This window comes from Sphingomonas sp. P4_D12, assembly GCF_056401895.1.
Genome location: NZ_JBFUIL010000004.1, coordinates 1 through 24,024, shown reverse-complemented (window position 1 = coordinate 24,024; position 24,024 = coordinate 1). Strand labels below are relative to the sequence as shown.

Sequence of the window (24,024 nt, the reverse complement as noted above, 5' to 3'; positions counted from 1 at the left end):
CGAGAAGGGCCGTGGGCGATCGCTCCAAACCGTCGGTGCTGATCGCCGGCTCCGCCAATGCCGATTTCGTCGTCCGAGCCGCCCGCATTCCCGCGGCCGGCGAGACAATGCTCGGCGGCGACCTCGCGATCTTCCCCGGCGGCAAGGGCGCCAATCAGGCGGTCGCCGCTGCCCGCGCCGGCGGCGTCGGCACGAGGATGGTGGCGGCGCTCGGCGATGACGATCTCGCGCGGTTGATCGCGAGTTCGTTGACCAGCGCTGGCGTCGAGCTCGACGTCCGGCGCTCGTCGCGATCGACCGGGGCGGCCCTGATCACCGTGTCCGACGAGGGCGAGAATGCGATCACCGTCGCGCCCGGCGCCAATATGGATCTCGGCCCGGACGATCTGCCCGATCTCGACGGTGTCGCGTGGCTGGTGATGCAGCTCGAAACGCCGCTCGACACGGTTGCGGCTTTCGCTCGCGCCGCGCGCGATCGCGGGATCAAGGTACTCCTCAACGCGGCGCCGGCACGCGCCTTGCCCTCCGCCCTGCTCGCGGCAGTCGACTTGCTGGTCGTAAACGAGGACGAGCTTGGCGCGCTGGTCGGTGCCGAAGGATCGATCGCCGAGCGGCTAGCGCGCACCGGGGTCGCCACCACGGTGGTGACGCTGGGCGGCCGCGGCGCCTGCGCACGCATCGGCGAGCATTACGCGCTCCAGCCAGCCTTCGCCGTCACGCCGGTCGATACCACCGCTGCCGGCGACACCTTTTGCGGCGTGCTCGCCGCGGGCCTTGCGGACGGTCTCGACGTGCCGGCCGCTTTGGCCCGCGCCGCGGCGGCCGGCGCGCTCGCCACCACCAAAGCGGGCGCGCAATCGAGCATCCCGTCGCACGCCGAACTGGATGCGTTCATCGCCACTGCGCGTCAGCATGGTCAGGACGACCTCGCCGCTTATTGTGGCCTGGTCCCGGCAGCGAATTGAAGAAAGTCCCATGACCAACCCGATCCGCACGACCAGCGACGTCAAATTCTCGCACGCGCTCACCGGCCCCTATCTGCCGACGCCAGGCAAGGTGCCCGGCTGGCCGTTCCAGGAAATGGGCCGCTGGAAAATCGACGCCGATGGTGCCGCGGACGAATGGGTGCAGGGGCTGATCGAATGGCGCCGCGAGCATCTGATCCGGATCGGCTTCGACGACGAACTTTACCGCCGCCCCGAACTGCAATGGTCGCAGGCCAACTTCGTCCATCATCTGCTGATGGTCGAGGATCGTTATTTCTACGATGCAGACACTGGCCGCTATACGGTCGACCGCTATCTCGACGATCTCGAGGCGCGGCTCGGCACGATCGACAGCGTGCTCATCTGGTATATCTATCCCAATATCGGGATCGACGACCGCAGCCAGTTCGACCTGGTCGACGCGCACCCCGGCGGGATCGATGGACTGAAGCAAGCAGTCGCCGACTTCCACCGCCGCGGGGTCAAGGTGTTCCTGCCGACCATGCCGTGGGACAATGGTACGCGCCCGGGCGACGCGTCCGACTGGGATCGGATGGCGGCGATCGTCGCCGCGACCGGCGCCGACGGCATCAACGGCGACACCTATAGCGGCGTGCCGCTCGCCTTCCACAAAGCGTGCGAATCAGCCGGCGGCGCGGTGGTGCTGCAGCCCGAGACGACGGCGCAGGCGGGCGACCATATCCTCAGCTGGAACCTGCAGAGCTGGACCAAGCGCGTCCCCGACGAGAGCATCCCGACGGTGCTCAAGCTCAAATGGCTCGAGCCCAGGCACATCATCAATATCGAGAACCGCTGGAGCCGCACGCGGACCAACGACCTGCAGCACGCCTTTTTCAACGGCGTCGGTTACGTCGCCTGGGAGAATGTGTTCGGCTTCGTCAACCGCTTCACGCCGCGCGACGCCGAGACCTTGCGCCGCGTGGCGATGGTCCAGCGCTTCTTCGCGCCGCTGATCGTCAGCCCCGATTGGCGGCCCTATGAGCGGACATTGCAGGCCGGAATCTTCGCCAGCCGCTTTCCCGGCGACGGGCAGACCTTGTGGACGCTGATCAACCGCGCCGAATATGCCATTGATGGCGAGCAGCTTGCGGTGCCGCACAAGGCGGGCACGCGCTATTTCGATGTCTGGAACGGTGTCGCGCTTGATCCGCGGATCGATGGCGAGCGCGCGATCCTGACGCTCGACATCGCCGGACGCGGCTTCGGCGCGATCCTCTCGGTTGCCGAGGGCGAGACCGTCGCGGGCCTCGACGCCTTCCTGGTCGAGATGCGCGACCGCGCCGCCACCCCGCTCGCCTCGATTTCGGCGAGCTGGAGTTCGGCCAAGCAGGAGCTCGTGCCGATCGCGCCGACCGCTCGTCACGCCGACGCTCCCGACGGCATGGTGCCGATCCCCGCCGGCGAATTCGACTTCGCGGTGCACGGGATCGAGATCGAGGGTTACGCCGCCGACGGCGTCGACGTGCAATATCCCTGGGAAGACAGCCCGCGCCGCCATCATCGCCGCCGCATGGCGATCCATGCCTTCTGGATCGACCGCTTCCCGGTGACCAACGCCCAGTTCAAGACCTTCCTCGACGCCAGCGGCTATGCGCCTGCCGACGACCGCAATTTCTTGCGCCATTGGCAGGACGGCGCGCCGCCCACCGGATGGGAGAACAAGCCGGTCACCTGGGTCGCGATCGAGGATGCGCGTGCCTATGCCGACTGGGCGGGCAAGCGCCTGCCGCGCGAATGGGAATGGCAATATGCCGCGCAAGGGAGCGACGGCCGTTCCTATCCCTGGGGCAATGAATGGGACGAGGCGGCGGTACCCGCGCCCTCGCTCGACCGCGCGATGCCGGTGCCGGCCGATGTCGACGCACATCCCGCCGGCGCGAGCCCGTTCGGGGTGATGGATCTAGTCGGCAATGTCTGGCAGTGGACCGACGAATATCGCGACGATCGTGTCCGCGCCGGTGTCCTGCGCGGCGGCAGCGCCTATCAGCCGCAGACCTCGCATTGGTATTTCCCCCAGGCCTATCGGCTCGACGAGCACGGCAAGTTCCTGCTGATGGCGCCGACCAAGGATCGCTCGGCCGGGATCGGATTCCGTTGTGCCGCCGATCGCTGAACCGGCAATGCGCCTCGCCCCGCTCGGCGCGGTGACGCTGGGCGGGCTGCTGGGCGACGCGGTCGAGGCCAATCGCACCGGCAGGCTCTCGCACTTCATCACCGACGAACACAGTCCGGCGATCGCCTTGTTCGCCCCCGACATCGTGGCGCGCGACGAGGAAGGCGATTGGTATGGCGAGCATGCCGGCAAATGGCTGGTCGCGGCGACGCGCGCGGCGGTGCGCGCCGGCGACGACGCGCTGCTGGCGCGCGTGGTGCGCGTCGCCGATTATCTGATCGAGCAACAGGATGCCGATGGCTATCTCGGCAATTACGCGCCGGCGCGCCGCTTCATGGTGCCGCAGCCGCCCAAGCCGGTTACCTGGGATGGCGCGCCGGCGCTACGCACCTGGGATATCTGGACGCATTCCTATCTGATCCTGGGCCTGGTCGAGTTGTGGAAAGCGGCGGGCGAGGATCGCTATCTCGTCGCTGCCCGCCGTATCGGCGACCTGTGCTGGCGGACGCTGAGCGAGGACGGGATCGCGATCACCGATCTCGGCAACCATTTCGGCCTGTCGGCCACGGTGCTGCTCGATCCCGCGGTCGACCTCTATCTGGCGACCGGCGAGCAACGCTATCTCGACCTGGCGCGCCTCGTGCTCGACCAGGCCGAGCGCGAGCCGCGCAACCGCCTGCTGAGCATGGCGCTGGCCGGCGCCGACCCGTCGGAGATCGCCACCGGCAAGGCCTATCAATTGCTGTGGAACCTGGTCGGTCTCGCCAAGCTCCATCGCGCGACCGGTGAGGAGCGCTACCTCACTGCCGTCCGTAATATCTGGCACGCGGTGCGCGCGCATCACCTGACCTTGGGCGGCGGACCCTGGGGCGGCGTCGCGCACCGGTCGCGCGAGGTGTTCAACCCCGCCGGCGTGTTCAGCCCGGAAGCCTATGTCGAGACCTGCTCGACCATGGCCTGGATCCAGCTCAATCGCGAGTTGCTGGTGATCCTGGGCGATGCCGCCTTCGCGCAGGAGATCGAGCGCAGCGCCTATAACGACCTGCTCGGCGCCCAGGCGCCCGACGGCGAGGATTGGTGCTATTATTCCTTCCCCAACGGTCGGCGCACCCACACTACCTATTGGCGCTGCTGCAAGTCGAGTGGCGCGATGGCGCTCGAGGAGCTGGCGGCGATCGCCTATGGCGTGACCGCCGACGGGGGGCTGGCGGTCAATCTGCTCGGTGCGTCCGTCGCCGACATCGCGTTGCCGAACGTAGGTAAGATCCGGCTTCGCCAGGAAACGCCTTACCCGTTCGAGGGACCGATCAGGATCGAGGTGACGCCGGCATCGCTGGCGTATTTCGCGATCCACGTCCGTATCCCCGATTGGGCCGAGCACGCCACGTTGCGCGTTGGCGACGACAGCATCGCCGCGACGCCCGGCAGCTATGCGCGGATTGAGCGGTATTGGGCACCCGGCGACATGATCATGCTCGACCTGCTTATGCCGCCCAAGCTGCATCGCGCGGTCCAGCGTAACGTTCAGGAATCGCTGGCGCCGGGCGGCGAGCCGGTGGCGCAGGAAGTGATGCGCTACGATTTCGTCGCGATCACGCGCGGGCCGCTCGCTTATGCGACCGGATTGATCGACGGTTTCAAGCGCAGCGAGACGGTGCGGTTCGTTGGCGCGCCGGTCGCGGTCGCGGATGGCGATACCGTCCGCCTCGAGCCCGAAGGCCGCGCCCCGATCGTGTTCGAGCCCTGGTACCGCGCGGGTGGACGGCACGACGGCGCGTGGCGACTGACCTGGCTCGGCCTGGCCGACGATGCGGAGGCCGGCGCGTGACCGGAGACGCCTTTCCTGCACAGAGCCGGCGCGCGATGATCGCCGGCGGCGCGGCGTTGCTCGCGACCGGCGCGGCGCGGTCGGCCGGCGATCCGTTGGTGACCTGCCGCGCTGGACGTTTCCTGGGTCGACGGCAGGATGGCGTCGCCTCGTTCCGAGGCATCCGGTACGGCCAGGCTCGGCGCTTCGCGGCGCCCGTCGCGGCACCGCTGGTGCGCGAGACAATCCCCGCGACCAAATCCGGCCCGGCTTGTCCGCAGCGCGGCAAGCGCCGGCCGCAAGCCGAGGATTGCCTGTTCCTCAACCTGTGGACGCCCGCGCCAGACGCTCGCGTGCGGCTGCCGGTATTCGTGTGGATCCATGGCGGCGGCTATGCCTATGGCAGCGCCAACGACCCGATCACCGATGGCGGCGGACTCGCCGCGGCGGGCGATGTCGTCGTGGTGACGGTCAACCACCGGCTCAACGCGCTCGGCTATCTCTATCTCGCGCGGCTCGATGCGGCATTTCCCGACAGCGGCAATGCCGGTCAACTCGACCTCGTGCTCGCGCTGCACTGGGTGCGCGATAATATCGCCGCGTTCGGGGGCGACCCGACGCGTGTGACCCTGATCGGCCAGTCGGGCGGCGGCGCCAAGATCGCGACCCTGATGGCGATGCCGGTCGCACGCGGCCTGTTCCGCCGCGCGATCACGATGAGCGGGCAACAAGTGACGGTGTCGGGTCCGGTCCACGCAACGCGTCGCGCCCGCGCCTATCTGGCCCGCTTGGGCATCAAGGAAACGGAATCCCGGCGCCTGCTCGATCAGCCGGTCGAGACGCTGATCGAGGCGCTCGATGCCGACGATCCGGTCGAGCGCAGCGCGATCTATTTCGGCCCGGTCCTCGATGGCCGATCGCTGACGCGCCATCCCTTCTGGCCCGATGCGCACGCCGCTGGCCTCGGCGTCGATGTGATGCTCGGCGGCACGCGCGACGAGACCCGCGATTTCTCCGATCCCGCCTCACCCGAAATGCGCGGGCTGAGCTGGGATGCCCTGCCCGACCGCATCGCCGCCGAGCTGCCGGTCGACTTGCTGCCTGAAGCGGTGGTTGGCGCCTATCGCACGCACATGCCGGCTGCCTCTCCGGCGGATATCTTCTACGCCGCGACGACCGACGGCCGCAGCTGGCGGCCGCAGATCATCGAGGCCGAGGCACGCGCCCGCGCCGGCCGCCCGGCCTTCGTCTACCAGGTCGATTTCCAGTCCCCGACCAACCCGGATCGCGGCGCGTTCCACGGCGTGGATATCGGACTCGTCTTCGGCACGTTCGATGCGCCTTTTGCCTGGACCGGCAATGGCCCGGAAACACACAAATTGTCGCGCTTGATGCAGCGGCGTTTCGTCGCCTTCGCCCGCACCGGCCGCCCCGATCTGCCCGGATCGCCCGCCTGGCCCGCTTATGACGAAAACCGCCGGGCGACGATGATCTTCGATGTCGCCAGCCGTGTCGAGAACGACCCGCGCCGCTGGCAGCGCGAATTGTTCGCCCCCGCCCCTTATACCCAGCCGGGAACCTGACCTTGACGAACGCCTCCTCTTCTTCCCCGTCCGCGTTCGACAATCCCGCGCGCACCGGCCCCCGCGGGCCGCTCTCGGGTATCGGCGTACTCGACCTCAGCGCCTATATCGCCGGGCCCTATGGCTGCTCGCTGCTCGCCGATCAGGGCGCCGACGTGATCAAGATCGAACCCCCGGCGGGCGATAATCTGCGCAACTACCCCTCCACGCTCGAGGGCGAGAACCGCGCTTTTCTCGGCGTCAACCGCAGCAAGCGCGGCATCATGCTCGACCTCAAGGACGAAGCCGACCGCGCGCGGCTGCTGGCGCTGGTCGCGCAGGCGGACGTGCTGGTCCACAATTTCCGCCCCGGCGTGACCGAGCGGCTCGGGATCGGGCATGCCCAGCTCGAGGAGATCAATCCGCGGCTGATCTATTGCGCGGTCACTGGTTATGGCGAGGAAGGACCGCTGCGCGGCAAGGCCGGGTACGATCAGGTGCTCCAGGCGATGACCGGGATGTGCGTGCTGCAGGGCAAGCCGCCGGTGCCCGAACTGACTTATGGCTCGCCGGTCGATTATTATGCCGCTGCCCTGGTCGCGGCCGGCGTCTCCTCGGCGCTGTTCGAGCGCGAGCGCAGCGGCAAAGGGCAATATGTCGGCGTCTCACTTCTCCGCAGCGCGCTGACGATGCAGTCGGCCCGCATGATCCAGGCCGAGGGCGAGGCGCACGACATCTCGCGCGACATGCGATCGGGCGGGATCACCGGTCTCCATCCGACCGGCGACGGCTATCTCTATCTGTCGGCCAACACGCCGCATTTCTGGAACGCCTTGTGCGAGCGGACCGGGCTCGAGGCGCTGGCGCGCGATCCGCGCTATGACAGCGTCCGCAAGCGCGCCGAACATGCCGCCGAGCTCGTCCCGCTGCTGCACGCCGCGCTCGCCAGGCGCACCGCGCTCGAATGGGAGGAAGTGTTCGGCGAAGCGGTGCCCTGTTCCGCCGTGCACCATATCGAGGAAATGTTCGACCATCCGCAGGTGCGCGCCGAGGGGATGGTGACGAGCATCGCGCACCCCGTGCTCGGCCGCTATCGCGGCGTCGTGCGCGCCATCAAATTCGCGCGCACGCCGGGTCCCGAACCGTTCGCGGCACCGATGCTCGGGCAGCACGATGATGATGTACCGGCGGTGCCGTCAGGCGACGAGTCCCCGCCTGGCCTGGCCTGATCGCCGACTGGGCAACGCCCGCTTCATAGATAAGCGAGAAGCGCGGTGGCGAGAGCTGAGGTCGCTTCGCGCCAGCGTCACGGTCGGAACCGCAATCGCGTCCGCTGGTTGTACTAGCCAATCAGAACAGGAGCGGAATGATGCTTGGAACGATCATTATAATCATCCTGGTACTCGCCTTGGTCGGCACCCTCCCGACCTGGGGTCATAGCCGCAATTGGGGATATGCGCCTTCGGGCGGATTAGGACTTGTCGTCGTCATCCTGATCATCCTCCTGTTGCTTGGCAGACTCTGAGCATCGCCGATCGGCCAATGTCCGGAAAATAGATCCATAGTGTTGGAACCGGGCAACGGCCCCGCCGGTTATCGTGTGGCAGTAAAGGAGAGGCGTAATGGCAGACGATGATAAAACGACCGTGATCGAGAGAGGCGGTAGTGGAGGAGCGATTGCCCTTCTCGCCGTAGTTCTCGCGGTAATCGCCGTGGTCTTGTTCCTGATGTTTGGCCAGAACATGCTCAGCAACACGAAAAAGGTCGATGCCGACATCAAGATCGACACGCCGGCGAAACCGTAACCTATTCTGGGGACCGGCTTTTCCAATGCCGCCGGTCCCGTCAATCGGGACTCACTTCAGACCGGACCGACCTTCATTGCTGACGTCATTGAGGAAAACGCTTCATCCAGCGCAATGATGCCGCGCTGAGATGATGCGGCCATACCGCTTTGGGATGAGCTCCTGCGGAAGCAGGAGCCCAGGGTAGCGAAGCACCAGATTACCCCGTGTTCCCGATTTTCGCAGGAACGCAGGGTAATCGAGTACTTCATTGGGCCCTAGCGTTAGAACGCGGTGATGCCGTTGGGCGTGCCCAGGCCGGTCGGCCCGTCATAGCCGGCGCGAGCGGTGCAGAAATAGGTGCCCCCGCAGCTGCCGTTGCTGCCCGACGTCACATCGTACAGCGCGCCCGTATTGGCATAAGGATTGCTACCATAGGTCACCCCGCCACCATTGGCGCCATAGACGCCGCCGATCAACGGTGCCGCCACGCTGGTACCGCCAAAGACCAGCCAAGTCGGCTTACCACCATTGCCCGGTCCGTAGACGGCGACGCCAGTGGCCGGATCTGCCACCGCCGCGACATCGGCTTCCATGCGCATGGAGCAGCCACCGTCGAGCTGCCAGTTGGGCTTGGCATAGATGGTGCTGCACCCGCTGCCCGCACCGGCCCACACCGTCTCACCCCAGCCGCGCGCGCTGGTGTTGCGCTTCAGCGTCGTGCCACCGACCGCGATGACGTGCGGCGAGGATGCCGGGAACTGTACGCCATACCCGCTATCGCCGGAACTGACGGTGACCGCCACGCCGGCATGGTCGTATGCCGATTCATAGGCCTGCGATCCGCTTTCGCCACCGCCATAACTGTTGCTGATAACGTGCGCCCCAAGCGACGCCGCGGTGTTCTCCGCCGCCGCCAGATTGCTGAAGCTCGCCGAATTTGCCTGGACCAGGATGATCTTGCATCCCGGGCACATCGCGCTGACCATATCGAGATCGAGCGCGGTTTCCTGTGCCCAGCCGTTATTCTGGCGCGGATAATTGCCCTTCACGCCGGACTGGTTGTACTTGGTGAAGCAGCCGTTCGCGGTGGTGCAGGCGGGAAGCCCATAGGTTGCGCGATAGGTCGCCAGATCGCTCTCCGCATTGGCATAACCATAAGCATCGACGATCGCGACCGTCGTCGTGCTGCTGCCCTGCGCGGAGACGTTATAGGCGGCCCGCAAGTCGGCCGGACCGAAGCCCGACGGAACGACATTGGGCGCCGCATCGCGTTCGATCGGCTTGCCCTTGTCGTCGGTGACGATGCGCGCGTGGCAACGTGCCGTTCCCGGACCCGCGGCCCCCGGGCAAACCGCGGCGTGATAGACGTTACCGGACTTCAACAGCCCCTGGGCGGATTGCGCCTGGAGACTCATCGGAATCCCCGTCAGGAGGGCGAAGGCCGCGATCGAAGCAGCAAGACGTGCCATGTCTGTCCCCTTTGTCGACATCAGGTCGAAACATGCGAGCCTCTCACGCCGGTGCCGCCGCCGTAAATATATCGATGGATATAGTCCGAGGGACGACACGGGCGAATATCGTGCGCGCAATCCGGACTGGCTCAATTCGCTGCCGCCGGAAAGCCGGTGTCCCTCAGTTCATCCGTGCGAGCAAATCGTCTACACCGCAACTGGCGAAGCTCGCGAAATTGTCGGCGATTCCGAACGGTAGCAGCAACGTGCGATCATGGGCGATCGCGCCGCAGCCATAGACGACATTGGGGACATAACCGCTGCGTTCCTCGGGGCTGGGCCGCAGGATCGGTTCGGGCGTGCGCGCAAGCAATCGGGTCGGGTCGGCCTTGTCGAGCAGGCAGGCGCCCATGCAATAATTGCGCATCATGCCGACGCCGTGCGTGATGACCAGCCAGCCCTCGTCGATCTCGATCGGCGAGCCGCAATTGCCCATCTGGATGAATTCCCACGGATAGCGCGGCCCGATGAGCTTGGTGCCGCCATTCCAGGTGGTGATGTCGTCCGATACGATCAGCCACAGATTCTCATTGTCCTGGCGGCCGATCATGTTGAAGCGGCCATCGACACGGCGCGGGAACAGCGCCATGCCCTTGCTTTGCGGCACGGATCCCTTGAGCACCGTCATCTCGAACGTGTTGACGCCGGTGCCGCGGAACAGTTCGCACCGCGCATCGCGGCCATCGAACGCGGTATAGGTGCCGAGGAAGCTCGGCGTACCGTCCTCTTCAGTGAACCGCACCATGCGCAGATCCTCGATCCCCTGGCGCTGGCTGGCGGTGATCGGAAACAGGACGCTTTCCGACGGCTCCTGGCTCCCCTCGCAGATGATCCGCGTCGTGCCCGACGTGCCGCTCTCGTCCGGCCCTTCGATCCGCGGCGAGGTGACCCAGGGGCTCGGATCGTCGACATGGAAACCGGTGCTCGCGCTCCAATTGCCGGTGCGGAAGGTGACCGAGGAAACATGGCCTTCGCCGATGCCGCGCAGCGAGAGGATGAAGTTCAGGCCGTCGGCCGGCGCGTCGTCCTGGTTCATCCGCAACACGATACTGGGGTTGAACAAGGCAGCCGCCTCGAACGAATATTCGGCGCTGAGATAGGCACCGATCAGCAGCTGCTGCTCCGGGTTCGCCGTGACGTCTTCCGGCAAGCTGTCGCGCACAGCCTCGAACCGGCGCGTCAATATGGTCTCGACATTGCGATGCCGCTCGGACAGCGACGCGACCACCGTTTCGCAATCCTTGCGGCAGCTGGCCGTATCGAGCGACAGCACGCGCTCGATCACCGTGCGCATGCGGGGATGCGCGGCATCGCGGAACGGTTCGGGATAATCGACGCTGAACGGTTTGATCACCGTGCGCGACGGGTCGGGGTGCAAATGGAGGCCGGAGAAAGTGAACAGATCGTCGCTCATGCGGTCGGTCTCCGTGCGGGGACGACGGGCGGTCGCCGGGATGGGTGATAGGCCGAATCGAAACGATCGGCGTCCCTGAAACGCGGCATGGCGCGACAGGCTCCCTCGCCATCGACACGGTCCGACGAACGAGGCCTCGCGATGCCCGACCGCAAAAAGAAACCGTCGCCCCGGCGGAGGCCGGGGCCGTTGGCCGCATCAAAACATCGCGGCCCCGGCCTACGCCGGGGCGACGACATGGCGTCCTCCGATCCGCCCCTTCCGCTATTACCCGTTCAGCTCAGAAAGCGTAGCTGACCGACACCCTGTACGAGCGACCGAAGATCGGACGCACGTCGGGAAGCGCAGCGCCCGGGCCGGCAAGGAAGCGTGGATTGCCTTCGGTCAGGCCGTGCGAGTTGGTCAGGTTGTCGCCCGAAATCTGCAGCGTGTAGCCGTTCACCTTCGCGCGCAGCCCGGCGCTCAGCGTGGCGTAAGCCGGCAGCAACTGGGTATTGGCGAGATCGCTATAACGTTTCCCGATCGCTTCATACGTGCCGTAGAACGTGATGTCGGACTTGTCCGAGAAGCGCGCGGTATAAGTCGGCGTGAAGCGCACCTGATAGGACGGGATACGCTGCGCTTTCTTGCCGTCGAAGTCCGGGATGTTGGGCGTGTCGGTCTTGGCATCTTCGAGCACGGCATTGCCGATGAACCCGAAGCCGCTGGCGCTGTGATACGACGCGTCGAATTCGATACCCTTGGTCTTCGATCCGGCGATCTGCGGCGGCACGCCGACATCGTTATACACCGCGCCGACGACCTTGTCGTAGAAGCCGGTCACCGCCGCTTCGAACCCGCCGCCACGATATTTCACGCCGCCTTCGTACGACCGCACTTTCCAGTTCAGGTCGAGCCGCGGTCCGGTATTGCCGAGTTGCGAGCGGACATCGTCGAACGATGGCGAGTGATAGCCCTGCGAGACGCGAGCATAGACGTCGAAATTGCGGGTCGCGCGATAGTTGAGCCCGACCGTCCACGGCGTCGCCTCGCGGCTGATCTTCGCCGAATCGGGCAGGCCGTTGCCCGTGATATGGAAGTCGATATCGGTCCATTGATGGCGGATGCCGGCATCGAGGCGCAATGCGTCGGTGATGTTGAATGAATCCGACACATAGATCGCGTTCACCGTGGCGCGCCCGCGATCCGAAATGGCGAAGGCCGACAATGCGCCGTTGTTGAGGTCGACCAGGTCGCCCGAGCCGCCCACTTGCATCCAGCGATTGCCGCCCAGGCTCCAGGCGTCGTCCGAGGTGAAGTGCGAGAAATAATAGCCGAGGTTTAGCGTGTTCGGGCCGGTCTTGAAATTGACCACCGCCTCGTTCGAGACGTTCTGGAGTTTCTTGTCGACCCACCACGAACCGAATTGCTGCACATAGTCGGTCGGCGCGAGCGTCTGGCCGGTGTTGATCGTGTGGACGAGCGTTTGGCCGGGATTGCCAGCCGTCGCGAGCGCATTGGCCACGGTGATCGCGCCGGCGCCCTGCGGCACCAGGCCCGTCGTCCGCAGCGTGCCGCTGGTGAAGCCGAAACGGTCGGTGAAACTGATCCCGCCGCCGAAATCGTAATCGAGGCTGGCGCCGGTGACGACGCCCTTCCAGCCGCGGCCATCGGCCAGGTCGACGCGCTCGGTCGCCCCGCTGCCCGCCGAGCCCGGCGAGATGATCGTCGCGTAACGCGTATATTGGTTGAGCTGGTTGTACGTGCCGCGATCGATGCCGGGCACGTTCGCCGCGAACGGCAGGAACCATTCGCCGTGATCGTCGGTGTAGCGGGCGAAGATGTTGAACTTGCCGCGCGAGAACTTCTTGGTGATGTTCGCGGTGATCTGCTGGCCGCGCTCGGTGTTGAAGCCGGCACTGCGCACCGTGTCACCGCGCGACACGTACCCGCCGACCATATAATAGAGATCGTCGGCGAGCTTGCCGCTGAGCCAGCCGTCGACTCGCCAGGCGCTGTAGTCGGTGATCGAGGCGCCGATGCTGCCCTGCGTCTGATCATGACCTTCGCGCAGGCGGAGGTTGGTGGTGAGGCCGGGCTGGCCGTCCGAATAGAGCGACGCCGGGCCACCATTGACGCCTTCGATCCCCGCGACGGTTTCGTCGAGGCGGACAATGCCGGTCTGATCCATGAACGACAGGCTGCTCGATCCATAGACCGGCACGCCGTTGAACTGCATCGTGACGAACGGCGCGTCGCCGGTGCTCGGGATGCCGCGGACGAAGATGTTGGAGGTGCCGACGCCGCCAGAACTCTCGACCCACACGCCGGGGATCGACTTGAGCACGTCGCCCGAGCTCTTCGGCGCCTGGAGCTTGATATCGTCCGCCGACAGCGTCGTCACCGAATAGCCGGCTTCGAGCTTGTTGATGCCGTTACCCGCGGCGCGGCCGGTGACGATGATGTCGGGCTGATCGGCGGGCGGCGCGGTGTCCGCAGCCTGCGCGGGATCGGCGGCCGGCGACGCTGCGGGCGTCTCCTGCGCCGCGGCCGGATGGGCCAAGGCAATCGCCAGCGCGAACCCCGACACAGCAACGAAATTGCGATTGCGCGAAACCATCATGATCCTCTCCTGCCGCTGCCTTCCTGCTCGGGAAGTGCCTGAGGACGGGGTCTACACACGAATGAATTGCATTTCAATACACCGTTACATAAGCGTATTATTATAATAGTTCCTTATATATCAATGATATCGCCTAAGGAGATAGGTGGCGGATGTGGCAGAGATGTCACAGCGCCTGCAACGAAATTTCAGACCGCTATCAGGGCACAAAATACGTGCGGCGCGCTTTATCCCGTCATCGCGTAAAGCGCTTGTTGCATCGAGGATCGCGACCAGCCTATTTTGGACGCGCTGAGCGGGGGCGGTGCATCGTCGAGGATCGTCGGAAACCAGTTTCAATGGTTGTCCGGCGGCCCGCTGATTGAGGAGCCGAGCTTTGCGTCGACGTGCGATGGATCTGAACATGGGGGATATCGCCCGGCTCGCCAATGTGTCGAAGCCGACCGTGTCGCGCGTTCTCAACAACAGCCCGCTGGTCAATGAAGCGACGCGCGAACGCGTGCTGCGCGTCGCGCGCGAAAATGGCTATGCGATCAACCGCAACGCGCAGAAACTGCGTCAGGCGCGCAACGATACGGTCGCCGTCGTGCTCGATTTCGGCTCGCATCGCGCCGGGCGGATCGCCGATCCGTTCATCTTCGAATTGCTCGCCGGCGTGTCCGAAGCCTTATCGGTGCGCAACCAGGATTTGTTGCTTTCGCCCTCCAACCTCACCGACGTGCAGAGCCATCTCGACCTGATCAGCTCGCGCGTCGCCGACGGGTTCATCTTCCTCGGCCAAGGCGTGCGCGGCCCGATGCTGCGCGATCTCGCGCGCGCCGGCGCGCCGTTCGTGGTCTGGGGCGGCGTGGATCCTGCCGAACCCTATTGCTCGGTCGGCAGCGACAATCGTTTGGGCGGGCAATTGGCCGGCGACCTGTTCGTCAAGCGCGGCGCGAAACGCTGGCTGTTCGTCGGCAATGTCGCGCATGCCGAGATCCGGATGCGGTTCGACGGCCTGCGCGCGGTCGCCGCCAAGCATCCCGAAGTGACGGTCGAGCATCTCGAGGTCGAGCACATGGCCTATGCGCCCGCTTACCAGCAGACCTTGGCATGGCTGCGCGGCAATCCGCCGCCCGATGCGGTCTTCGCTTTCTCGGATACGGCCGCGATCGCGATCGTCGCCGCGTTCCGCGAGCTGGGGCTGGAGGCACCGGCCGATTATTCACTGTGCGGGTACAACAACATCCCGCCCGCCGCCGATTTCACTCCGGCGCTCACCACGATCGAACAGGAAACCCATCTGGCCGGCGCGATCCTGGTCGAAAAGCTGATGCAGATTCTCGACGGCGGGAAGCCCAAATCAAGCGTGCTCCCGACCCGGCTGATCGTTCGTCAGACCTGAGAAGCAGCCGGCGTCAGCCGCAGCACCTGGTCGAGATCGACCGCCGCGGTGGAGGCGAACACCAAGTCGGCTTCGGCCAGGATGGCAGCGTCGCCGATCCCGATCGCGACCATGTCCGCCGCCTTGATCGCGGTCACCCCGGCCACGGCATCTTCGAACCCGACGCACGCGGCGGGCACAATGCCCAACCCTGCCGCGCAGGCCAGGAAGATATCCGGCGCAGGCTTGGACCGCGCGACCTTGGCGGCGTCCGCGACGAAATCGATCGAGCCCAACAGCCCAGCCCGCTCCAGCACCATCGTCGCGTTTCGACTGGCCGAGGCGACCCCCAACGACAGTCCGGCGGCGCGGGCCGCCGCCAGTAAAGCGGTGGCGCCCGGCAAGATGTCGGCATCGCTCATCGTCGCCAGCGCGTCGAGATAATAGCCGTTCTTGCGCGCCGCGAGCTCCTCGCGCGCCGCGAGGTTGAGCGACACATTGCCCAGCGCCAGGATATGCTCGAGCGACCCCATGCGGTCGACGCCCTTGAGCGCCTCATTGTCATGCTCGTCGAACGCGATGCCGAGTTCATCGGCGATCCGTTTCCAGGCGACGAAATGCAGCCGGGCGCTGTCGACCAGCACGCCGTCGAGGTCGAAGATCGCCGCGCGGAACGCCATGGTCAGGCAGCCAGCTCGTCACCGGCGACGCGGATCGCGACCGTGCGATCGCCGCGCACCGACACGCTGGCGGTTCGGCCCGACACCGCGACATCGACTGGCGCACCGCGGAAGGTAACGGTGAAGCGATAGTCGGGCAGCCCCGGTATCTCGACGGGATCGAAGCACAATGTGTCACCGTCGACGCGCATGCCGGCAAAACCCATCGCCAGGGTCGTCCAGCTCCCCGCCAGTGCCGCCATATGCAGGCCGTGATCGGTATTGCCGAACAGATCGTTGAGGTCGGTCAGCGCGGCGACCCGCCAGTAATGCGCGGCCCGTGCGCCATCTACGGCATGCGCCGCCGCGGTCGCGAATGCACTCGCCGACAGGGTCGAATCGTGGACGGTCGTGGCTTCGTACGTATCGAGCATCCGCCGCCGCATCGCCGGATCGAACGCGTCGGGCATCAGCGCCAAAGCGAGCACCGCATCCGCCTGTTTCGAGACGCAACGACGATAGATGGCGAGCGGATGGACGTGCAGCAGCAGCGGATAGGCGGCCGGCGGCGTCGCCTCGAACGGCCACGGGTCGAGCTGGAAATAGGCATCGTCCTGGGCATAGACCTGCCGCTCGTCGTCATATGCCAGCAGCATCGCATCAGCGGCGCGAACCATGCGGGCGGCTTCCGCGTCGTCGATCAGCGACGCCGCCAGGCCTTCGCGCGCGGCGAACCGCAAATGCCTCGCGGCCATCATGTTGGTGTAGAGGTTGTTGTTGACGATCGCCGAATATTCGTCGGGCCCGGTCACGCGATTGATGACGAAAGCGCCGCCGCGCGCCGCGTCGTGATAGCCGATCGCCAGCCAGATGCGCGCCGTCTCGACCAGCATCGCCGCGCCGCCGGCGGCGAGCAGCGAGCGGTCGCCGCTCGCCGCCAGATAAGTCTCCAGCGCATAAGCGATATCGGCATTGATGTGATATTGGGCGGATCCGGCAGGAAAATAGGACGAACATTCGTGCCCGCCGATCGTCCGCCACGGATAGAGCGCCCCCGCTTCGTGCCCCATCGCCCGCGCATTGTCGCGCGCGGCGGCAAGCTTGGAAATCCGCCACGCCAGCATCGCCCGGGCAATCGCCGGATGGGTGAAGGCGAACACCGGCATGACGTAGAGATCGGCGTCCCAGAAGACATGGCCTTCATAGCCCTCTCCGGTCTGCCCCTTGGCGCCGATCGAGGTCTTGCCGTCGCGCCCGACCGCCATCGCCAATTCGGCCAAAGCGAAGCGGATGGCGAGTTCGGCATGGGGCTGGCCCGGCATGGCGATATTGCTCGCCGCCCAGAAATCCGCGAACCAGGCGACCTGATCGGCCAGCAAAGCGTCATATCCTCGCTCGGCCGCGGCGCGCAGTATCCCGATGAGCGCATCAACACCCTGCCCGTCAGTGCCGGCGTGGTAGCCCGAGGCGAAGTCGATCTGCACTTGGCCGCCGACGGTCCGACGCCCGATTTCGCGCATCGCGCACGCCACCACGAAGCCGCTCGTGCGCAACCGATCGCTGCGCATGGCGGCCCCGGGCTCGTCATGAACCTGCGGGTCGACCCAGGGGCTGGTGGCCATGACCGGGGCGACGCGCGGATCGTAAACGCCATGGTTGACGACATCGGCGGCCCGATCGCCGCGTCCCGGCGGCGGTGTCATCGTCGGCGACACGTTCACATCGGCGCCGTCTGCGAAGCTGACTCGCGTCAGCACCAACGCGGTCTCCGTCATCGAGACGAATTGCTCGAACACGATCCCGGCCGGTCCAGCGAAAGTCTCGGTGCGCACGCCCCGGGCGAGATCGAGTTCGACGCTGGGTGGCGCTTCGATGGGCACGTCACCGACCAGGATCGCCGGCCGGGTGGCATCGGCGACCGCCAGGCGGAGATCGCTTTCGCGGGCATAGCCATGCGCCGCCTCATGATAGGCGATCGGCACGCGTTCATAGACGCCGTTCAGATAGACTTTGGGCGCTTCCGCCGCCTCGCCCGGGCCGCGAATGCCGATGAAACCGTTGCCGATCGAAAACAGCGCAGGAACATGGTCCGACCGGGCGGAATCCCCGTCCGCCGCAAGGCGCCAGGCGTCGCGCGCAAATCGCACGTCAGCAAAAGACGCTTCGGGTAATGACCGCCCCACGCAATTCCTCTCTGATGCGGCGATCAAACGCCCGATTGCCAATGATATGCATTTCATAATAGGAGATGGTCAAGACAATAAGCCGGGCATCCCGGCAGGGGAGGCGCATGAACAGGACCCGGATGATCGTCGCACTGGCATTGACCTATGCCGTGTTCGCGGTGCTGCTCAACAGCGTCGGCACCGTTATCCTGCAGTCGATCGAATCGTTCCACGTGACCAAGGTCGCGGCGAGCTCGCTCGAGGGGTTCAAGGATCTGTCGATCGCGGCGACCAGCTTCCTACTGGCGGCGCAGCTGCCGCGCTTCGGGCTGCGGCGCGCGATGATCGTCGCGCTCGCATTGGTGGCGGTCGCCTGCCTGGCGATGCCTTTATTCCCGGGTTTCTGGACTACACGCCTGCTGTTCCTCGCCGTCGGCGTCGCGTTCGGGGTGACCAAGGTATCGGTCTACAGTTTCGTCGGCCTGTTGACCGACGACAGCGCGCGGCATGCGTCGTTGCTCAACGTGATCGAGGGCGTGTTCATGCTCGGCGTGCTCAGCGGCTATTGGATCTTTGCCGCCTTCATCGATCCCGCCGATCCGGGCAGCCGGCAATGGCTGAACGTCTACTATGTGCTGGCCGCGGTCAGCCTCGTCGCCTTGGTCCTGCTCGCGGTCACGCCCTATGACGAAAGCGCGGTCGACGAACCCGCAGCCGTACCGCAGGGCCCGGGACAGAAATTCGCCGAGATGGTCGCGCTCGCCTGGCGGCCGCTGAGCCTCAGCTTCATCGCCGCGATCTTCTGCTACGTCCTGGTCGAACAGGGGATCGGATCGTGGCTGCCGACGTTCAACCGCGAATTGCTCGGGTTGTCCGCGCCGATGAGCGTGCAGGCCGCATCGATCTTCGCGGTGTGCCTGGCCGCGGGCCGACTGGGCGCTGGCGTGATCGTGCGGCGCACCGGCTGGTTTCCGCTCGTCCTGGGGTGTCTCGTCGGCATGGCGGTGCTGATCGTCGCCGTGCTGCCGCTCGCCGCCGCGCACCATGGTCAGGTGACGAGCTGGGCGGGCGCGCCGATCGCTGCCTTCCTGTTCCCGGCGATCGGGCTGATGATGGCGCCGATCTATCCGGCGCTCAATTCGGCGATCCTGTCGTCGATGGCGCCCCGGGAGCAGCCGGCGATGGTCGGGTTGATCGTGGTGTTCTCGGCGCTCGGTGGGACGACCGGTTCGTTCGTCGTGGGTCATATCTTCGCGATGTTCCAGGGAACGATCGCCTTCTACGTCCTGCTCATCCCGATCGCCGCGCTGGCGGTGGCCTCGACGATGGTCCGGCGGAAAACGGTACGATAGGCAGTCAACGTTTCGTCACGATCGGCCGCTCTCGTGGATTTCACCGCCGGCGGAACGTCATTTATATGACTGTATCCAATATCCAATAGAAACGGATACGGCCGCGCCGTGTCCGAAGACACGACGCGGCCGATGCCCCACCGGTTAGAAGTTGAAGCGCAGTCCGGCGTTGATCGTGAAGCTGCGCAGCCGCGAGTCGTCGTCGATATTGCCGACCACGAAGCCCGAGACCCGACTGTCATGGGCATTGACAAGCAGCCCCGCCGAGTAGCGCATCGCGCTTTTCCAGGTGTTGGTCTGGAGCGAGAAGGTCGTGACCGGCGCTCCGAACCCAAAGCTCGAACTGTCGTTGCGCGACCAATTTTCCATCCGCGCCGCGCTGATGAAGGGCTCGAACGTCGCCGTCGCTTCCGATCCGCCGCGATAGGACAGGCGCAAGCCGGCCTGGCCGATCTTGGTGGTATCGCTGCCCGGCGTCCACACGCTGAAGGCGTCGATGGCGAGCGGATCAATCTTGGTGTCGGCATAATTGAACGAAGCGAACGGCGTCGCGGCGAAGCCGGTCTTGCCGCCGACCCGGTACGATATCCGGGCTGAGCCCGCCGTCGCGTCGCCGCGCATCCGCTGCGTGCCGACCGTGCCGAACAGCGACGGCATGGCGACCGTATAATGGCGCCATTCCTTACGGATATTGCCCTCGAGCTCGAAGGCGCCGTTGCCGACCACCAAATAGCCGCCGACGAACGGCGTCTCGACCTTGATCCGTTCGCCACCCGCGAGCGGAGCCGAGGCGCCGTACCAGCCGCCCATCACGCCGGCATTGACCTTCCAGCCGCCGCCGATACCGCCGAACGAGACGTCGGCGCCGATCTGTGCGGCATGCTGGCTGGTGCGGAACTGCGTGGTCGAGGTGTAGCTCAGACCACCGCCCGTCAGCGAGGAACTGATCGTCTGTTTGCTATGCCCACCGCTGCCGCGCATCCACAGGCTGAACCGCGTGCCGCCGACATCGGTCCGGTTGGTCACGAACGGGCTGATCGGATCGTCGAGCAGGCCCGACGCCGATTCCGCCATGTAGCTGAGCTTGCCAAGCCCGGCGGCAGTCGGATTGACCGCCTGGATCAGGCCGAACTGATGGGCGTTCGATGGGTTCTGCCCGAAGCTGTCGAGGATGAAGCCAGTGGTCGGAAACACGGTGCTGGAGGTAAAGGCACTAGCGGGTGCTGCCCCGGCGACCGTCACCACCGGCAGGAAGCCGCCGGGGACGAACGACCGCGTACCGACCAGGTTCATCGTGACATTGGTGTTGCCCGTGGCCGAGCCGCCGATGTTCAGGCGATCGGCCGTGGCGGTATTGGTGCTGTAGTCGGCCCAGAACTGGCCCCCGCCCGAATAATTGCCGCCGACAGTGACAACGTTGCTGGTGAGGTTGTTACGAGCGTTGATGATCCCGGTATTGGCCATCGAACCCGCGGTCGTGAAGGTGCCCGCGCCGGCAAAAGTGACGCGGCTGGCATTGTTGGTATTGCCGAGGATCGTCAGCGAGCTGCCGGCGCCCAGATTGACGTTGCCGCCATTGACCAGATTGCCCGAGATGCTCGACGCGCCGGTCAGATTGGCGATGCCGGTCGGGCTGTTGATCCAGTTCGACGTCGCGACGGTCGACCCCAGCATCTTGATCGCGCCGTTGATCGTCCCGCTGTTGAACAGGGTCGACGGCGTGTTGTTGACGCTGATCAACACCGCATTGGTGCCGCCGGTGATCGTGCCAGTGTTGGAGATGTTGGCGCTTCCGGTGCCGGTCGCCACCAGCCTGACCCCGTCGATCGTACCCGTGACGAGGCCGGCATTATTGACCACCAGCGGGCCGTCGACCGTGCTGAGATCGATGCCGTAATCGGGGTCGATCTTGCCCGTGCCGGTGACGTTGACGGTGATGCCGCCCTTGGTCGACGTGCCGTAGACGCCGGCATAGCCGGGCGTGCCCGCGGTGATCTCGCCCGCGACCGTGATCGTCGTCATGCCAGTCGACAGGCCGCTATCGGTATAGATGCCGCTGCCGTTGGTCGCGGTGATCTTGGTGCCCGCCGCCTGCGATACATCGATCGTTCCGGCGTTCGCCGCGGGATTGAAGTTGACAGCCTGGATCCCGTTGCCGTTGGTCGCGGTGACGTTGCCCAGCGCGTTGACCGAAATACCGCCGGTGCCGTTGGTCTGGGCAATGATACCGGTGGTGCCGGAGACATTGCCGGCGGTCACGCTGACAGTGCCCGCAGCGCCGGCACTGATCTGTTCGGCGAGGATCGCCGCGGCGCCGGTCGAGGACACGTTGCCCGCATTCACTACCACGTTGCCGCCGTCGGTCAGCCCGACAATGCCATAGCCGGTGGTCGCGGTGACCGGGCCGATCGTGGTGACCGTGACGTTGCCGGTGCCGTAATTCTCGGCATCGACGCCGAACTTCCCGCCGACCGCGCCGTTGGCGGTGACGTCGACATTGCCGGTCGACGTGCCGATCAGCCCCGCGACGATGCCGGCATTGCCGCCATAGATGTCGCCATTGGCCACGACCGTGACGTTGCCGGTGAACGAGCTCCCGAACGCGTCGATGCCGTTCTGATCGGTTGACGTGACCGCAGCGGTGGTGACGCTGATGTCGCCGCCGGCATTGGTGTCGCGCACCAGGATACCCGATCCGCCGGTGGCACCGCTCGCGCCCGAAATATCGACCGTGACCGTTCCAGATCCGTTGTTCTGGATCGACGCGCCGTTACCGTTCAGCCCGAAGAAGCCGCCGGTCCCGGTGACGCTGATATTACCCGCGCCCCCGGTTCCACCCACCAGGGTCAGGCCGTTGGTCGCCCCGGTCACCGTATCGGCGACAGCCACCGTCACCGCGTCGTTGCCAGTCGCCGTAATACCATCCGCCGCCGTGCCGGTCACCGTACCGTTGGTCGTGACGCCGACCGTACCAGTGCCGAAGTTGGTCGCGACGATGCCGGTCGTGCCCGAGACGTTGCCGCCGGTCACATCGACATTGCCCGCGCCACCCGCCAGGACCTGCTGCGCGATGATCGCGGTATTGCCGGTCGAGGTGACGTCGCCCGCATTGACCGTGACGTTGCCGCCCGTGGCCAGCGCGTAGATGCCGTTACCCGTCGTCACGTTGACCGGGCCGACCGTCGTCACCGTCGTATTGCCGGTGCCGAAATTCTCGGCGTCGATGCCGAACCGCGCGGTAATCGCGCCATTCGCGGTCACGTCGATATTGCCGGTCGCCGCTGCCGGGAAGATCGCGCCGACGATGCCGGCATTGCCCGCCTGGACGTCGCCGTTCGCCACGATCGTGAGGTTGCCCGCGGTCGACACGCTCTGAACGTCGATGCCATTCTTGCCGACCGCCAGTGCGGTCACCGCGCCGGTCGTGACGCTGATGTCGCCGCCCGCGGCCGTGTCGCGAACGATGATCCCGTTACCCGCCGTCGAGCCGCTCGCGCCGGAGATATCGACCGTGGTTGTACCCGATCCGTTGTTGAGGATGTTGGCACCGTCTCCGGTACCGCCGAAGAAGCCGCCGGCACCGGTGACGAGAATGTTGCCCGCGCCGCCAGTGCCGCCGATCAGGGTCAGGCCGTTGGTCGCACCGGTAACCGTATCGGCGACGGTCACCGTCACCGCGTCGTTGCCGGTTGCACGGATGCCCTCGGCAAACGTGCCGGTCACCGTGCCGTTGGTGGTGACGCTGAGCGTACCGGTGCCCAAATTGTTGGCGAAGATGCCGGTCGTGCCCGAGACGTTGCCTGCGGTCACATCGACACTGCCCGCGCCGGTCGCATCAGCCTGCTGCGCGACGATCGCGGTGTTGCCSGTCGAGGTGACATCGCCCGCGGTGACCGTGACGTTGCCGCCGGAGGTCTGKGCGTAGATGCCRTTGCCGGTGGTAACGTTGACCGGGCCGACGGTCGTGACCGTGGTATTGCCGGTGCCGAAATTCTCGGCGTCGATGCCGAACCGCGCGGTAATCGCGCCATTCGCGGTCACGTCGATATTGCCGGTCGCCGCCGCCGGGAAGATCGCGGCCACCATGCCGGCATTGCCCGCCTGGATATCGCCATTGGCCACCTCAGTGACGTTGGCGGTGTTCGACACGCTCTGCACGTCGATCGCGTTCTTGCCGACCGCCAGTGCCGTCACCGCGCCGGTGGTGACGCTGATGTCGCCACCGACCGCGGTATCGCGAACGATGATGCCGTTACCCGCGGTCGAGCCGCTCGCACCCGAGATATTGAAGGTGACCGTGCCCGAACCGTTGTTGAGGATATTGGCGCCGTCGCCGGTGCCGCCGAAGAAGCCACCGGCGCCCGTCACGCTGATATTGCCCGCGCCGCCGGTGCCGCCGATCAGAGTCAGGCCGTTGGTCGCGCCCGTCACCGCGTCGGCGACGGTCACCGTCACCGCATCGTTGCCGGTCGCCTTGATGCCCTCGGCAAACGTGCCCGTCACCGTGCCGTTGGCCGTCACGCTGAGCGTGCCGGTGCCGATGTTGTTGGCGAAGATGCCGGTCGTGCCCGAGACGTTGCCTGCGGTCACATCGACACTGCCCGCGCCGGTCGCATCAGCCTGCTGCGCGACGATCGCGGTGTTGCCGGTCGAGGTGACATCGCCCGCGGTGACCGTGACGT

Annotated in this window: 15 protein-coding genes; 9 read left to right on the top strand and 6 right to left on the bottom strand. The window is 65.9% G+C overall.

Annotation, left to right across the window (positions count from 1 at the left end; all coding sequences use genetic code 11):
• The first annotated feature begins 11 nt into the window (after nt 1–11).
• From AC1DSD_RS08470 to AC1DSD_RS08440, 7 genes are all read left to right on the top strand, one after another.
• Nucleotides 12–965, top strand: coding sequence for a ribokinase (locus AC1DSD_RS08470; protein ID WP_478029566.1), 954 nt, complete (start codon nt 12–14; stop codon nt 963–965).
• A 10-nt stretch (nt 966–975) separates the two neighbouring features.
• Nucleotides 976–3,120, top strand: coding sequence for a formylglycine-generating enzyme family protein (locus AC1DSD_RS08465; protein WP_478029564.1), 2,145 nt, complete (start codon nt 976–978; stop codon nt 3,118–3,120).
• 7 nt (nt 3,121–3,127) lie between these two features.
• Nucleotides 3,128–4,948 (top strand): glycoside hydrolase family 127 protein, encoded by a 1,821-nt coding sequence (locus AC1DSD_RS08460; RefSeq protein WP_478029563.1) that lies wholly within the window; start codon nt 3,128–3,130, stop codon nt 4,946–4,948.
• Nucleotides 4,949–4,983: 35 nt separating this feature from the next.
• Nucleotides 4,984–6,510, top strand: coding sequence for a carboxylesterase/lipase family protein (locus AC1DSD_RS08455; protein WP_478029890.1), 1,527 nt, complete (start codon nt 4,984–4,986; stop codon nt 6,508–6,510).
• Between the two features lie 2 nt (nt 6,511–6,512).
• Entirely contained in the window at nt 6,513–7,718 is a 1,206-nt protein-coding gene (locus AC1DSD_RS08450; RefSeq protein ID WP_478029562.1) for a CaiB/BaiF CoA transferase family protein, read from the top strand.
• 140 nt (nt 7,719–7,858) lie between these two features.
• Nucleotides 7,859–8,014, top strand: a complete 156-nt coding sequence (locus AC1DSD_RS08445) for a DUF3309 family protein (RefSeq protein ID WP_478029561.1) — start codon at nt 7,859–7,861, stop codon at nt 8,012–8,014.
• Between the two features lie 97 nt (nt 8,015–8,111).
• Nucleotides 8,112–8,294: a hypothetical protein gene (locus AC1DSD_RS08440; RefSeq protein ID WP_478029560.1), complete on the top strand. Its 183-nt coding sequence runs from the start codon at nt 8,112–8,114 to the stop codon at nt 8,292–8,294.
• A gap of 263 nt (nt 8,295–8,557) precedes the next feature.
• Here AC1DSD_RS08440 and AC1DSD_RS08435 read toward each other — a convergent pair whose 3' ends face one another.
• The 3 genes from AC1DSD_RS08435 to AC1DSD_RS08425 form a co-directional block, all read right to left on the bottom strand.
• Nucleotides 8,558–9,745 carry a S53 family peptidase gene (locus AC1DSD_RS08435; RefSeq protein ID WP_478029559.1) on the bottom strand — a complete coding sequence of 396 codons (1,188 nt, stop codon included), beginning with the start codon at nt 9,743–9,745 and terminating at the stop codon, nt 8,558–8,560.
• Nucleotides 9,746–9,908: 163 nt separating this feature from the next.
• The gene (locus AC1DSD_RS08430; RefSeq protein WP_478029558.1) at nt 9,909–11,201 is read right to left on the bottom strand and encodes a glycoside hydrolase family 130 protein; all 1,293 of its coding nucleotides are present in this window, start codon (nt 11,199–11,201) and stop codon (nt 9,909–9,911) included.
• A gap of 280 nt (nt 11,202–11,481) precedes the next feature.
• Nucleotides 11,482–13,803, bottom strand: coding sequence for a TonB-dependent receptor domain-containing protein (locus AC1DSD_RS08425; RefSeq protein ID WP_478029557.1), 2,322 nt, complete (start codon nt 13,801–13,803; stop codon nt 11,482–11,484).
• Nucleotides 13,804–14,206: 403 nt separating this feature from the next.
• On the opposite strand from AC1DSD_RS08425, the gene AC1DSD_RS08420 reads away from it, so the two are divergent.
• Nucleotides 14,207–15,187 carry a LacI family DNA-binding transcriptional regulator gene (locus AC1DSD_RS08420; RefSeq protein WP_478029556.1) on the top strand — a complete coding sequence of 327 codons (981 nt, stop codon included), beginning with the start codon at nt 14,207–14,209 and terminating at the stop codon, nt 15,185–15,187.
• Here the strand turns inward: AC1DSD_RS08420 and pgmB are convergent.
• Both pgmB and AC1DSD_RS08410 read right to left on the bottom strand, forming a co-directional pair.
• Nucleotides 15,178–15,846: a beta-phosphoglucomutase gene (pgmB, locus tag AC1DSD_RS08415; RefSeq protein ID WP_478029555.1), complete on the bottom strand. Its 669-nt coding sequence runs from the start codon at nt 15,844–15,846 to the stop codon at nt 15,178–15,180. The two genes, AC1DSD_RS08420 and pgmB, sit on opposite strands and share 10 nt — an antisense overlap.
• A 2-nt stretch (nt 15,847–15,848) precedes the next feature.
• Nucleotides 15,849–18,008: a glycoside hydrolase family 65 protein gene (locus AC1DSD_RS08410; RefSeq protein WP_478029553.1), complete on the bottom strand. Its 2,160-nt coding sequence runs from the start codon at nt 18,006–18,008 to the stop codon at nt 15,849–15,851.
• A 107-nt stretch (nt 18,009–18,115) separates the two neighbouring features.
• Here AC1DSD_RS08410 and AC1DSD_RS08405 point away from each other — a divergent pair, with 107 nt between their 5' ends.
• Nucleotides 18,116–19,342: an MFS transporter gene (locus AC1DSD_RS08405; protein ID WP_478029551.1), complete on the top strand. Its 1,227-nt coding sequence runs from the start codon at nt 18,116–18,118 to the stop codon at nt 19,340–19,342.
• Nucleotides 19,343–19,486: 144 nt separating this feature from the next.
• Here the strand turns inward: AC1DSD_RS08405 and AC1DSD_RS08400 are convergent.
• Nucleotides 19,487–24,024: hypothetical protein (locus AC1DSD_RS08400; RefSeq protein ID WP_478029549.1), on the bottom strand; the 4,538-nt coding region annotated here is incomplete at its 5' end.